Source organism: Colwellia sp. TT2012 (assembly GCF_001440345.1).
Lineage (GTDB): Bacteria > Pseudomonadota > Gammaproteobacteria > Enterobacterales > Alteromonadaceae > Colwellia.
Genome location: NZ_LJYX01000053.1, coordinates 1 through 1,457, shown reverse-complemented (window position 1 = coordinate 1,457; position 1,457 = coordinate 1). Strand labels below are relative to the sequence as shown.

Below are 1,457 nucleotides of genomic sequence, written 5' to 3'. Positions count from 1 at the left end.
GGCCCGGACTTGAGCTTTCGCGTATTCGATTTTGCGGCGCATGCGACCGATCAGGCTCTTTTTTGCATGCTTCTTATAGCTGCTGGGGCGCGCTGCGATCGACCAGATCATCTGGCGATGTTGATGCTCCGCACGCTTCTCCACGCCGGTGTAACCGGCATCGCCAGAGACGTAAGTTTCCTCGCCATGCAGCAACTGATCGACCTGAGTCACGTCCGCCACATTCGCCGCCGTGCCCACCAGGCTGTGCACCAAGCCGGATTCGGCATCGACGCCGATGTGCGCTTTCATACCAAAAAAGTACTGATTTCCTTTTTTCGTCTGATGCATTTCCGGGTCGCGCTTGCCGTCCTTGTTCTTGGTCGAACTTGGCGCATTGATCAGCGTTGCATCGACGATAGTGCCTTGGCGCAACGACAAACCTCGGTCACCTAGGTAGCCATTGATCACAGCCAGGATGCCGGCAGCCAGCTCGTGTTTCTCCAGCAGGCGGCCGAAGTTGAGGATGGTGGTTTCATCCGGAATGCGCTCCAGGCTCAGTCCGGCAAACTGGCGCAGGATGGTGGTCTCGTACAGCGCTTCCTCCATCGCAGGGTCGCTGTAGCCAAACCAGTTCTGCATCAGATGTATGCGCAGCATCGCCATCAACGGGTACGCCGGACGACCACCCTCGCCTTTGGGGTAGCGCGGGTCGATCAGAGCGACCAAACCTTTCCACGGCACTACCTGATCCATCTCGATCAGGAACAGCTCTTTGCGGGTCTGTTTGCGCTTGCCGGCGTACTCGGCGTCGGCGAAGGTCATCTGCTTCATCGGGAAACTCGGTGGGTGGGGTCGCGGTATTTTGCCAAATCAGAAAGTCTTTTTCAGAGTTTCCTTAGGGATGGTCTGAAGTAGCCATGTATTTCCCCGGCATACCACCTAGCGCAACTTTTAAACTCGCCAAATGATCAAAAAACAATCAATTCGACGAGTATTTCTTACGTTTTCGCCACCCGGACCCCACTCCGGTGGCCATTTCCCGCATTACAGGCGCACCTCTCCTGCATTCGTCAGTAAATGTCGGCGCGCCATCCACAGGTTCGACAGAGCGAACAGTGTCACCAGTTGCGCCGTGTTTTTGGCCAAGCCGCGAAAGCGCACCTTGGTGTAACCGAACTGGCGCTTGATTACCCGGAACGGATGCTCGACCTTGGCGCGCACCTGAGCCTTGGCCTTTTCAATCTTGCGCTTGGCTTTGTACAGCACGCTGCGCTTATCGAGTTTTTTGTAGGTGCTGCGGCGTGCCGCCACCTGCCAGATAACTTCACGTCCTTCATGCTCGGGCCGCTTTTCGACACCGGTGTAGCCTGCATCGGCGCAGACCACGTTTTCGTCGCCATGCAGCAATTTGTCCACCTGGGTGACATCCGCCACATTGGCCGCCGTGCCCACTACGCTGTGCACCAGACCCGATT

At 56.8% G+C, this 1,457-nt stretch carries 1 protein-coding gene and 1 pseudogene; both read right to left on the bottom strand.

Annotation, left to right across the window (positions count from 1 at the left end):
- Positions 1 to 813, bottom strand: an 813-nt coding sequence (locus ASU03_RS18565) for an IS5 family transposase (RefSeq protein ID WP_057833248.1), incomplete at its 3' end; no start/stop codon positions are given.
- 213 nt (positions 814 to 1,026) lie between these two features.
- Positions 1,027 to 1,457, bottom strand: a pseudogene (locus tag ASU03_RS18560) (IS5-like element IS1384 family transposase); the annotation flags it as partial.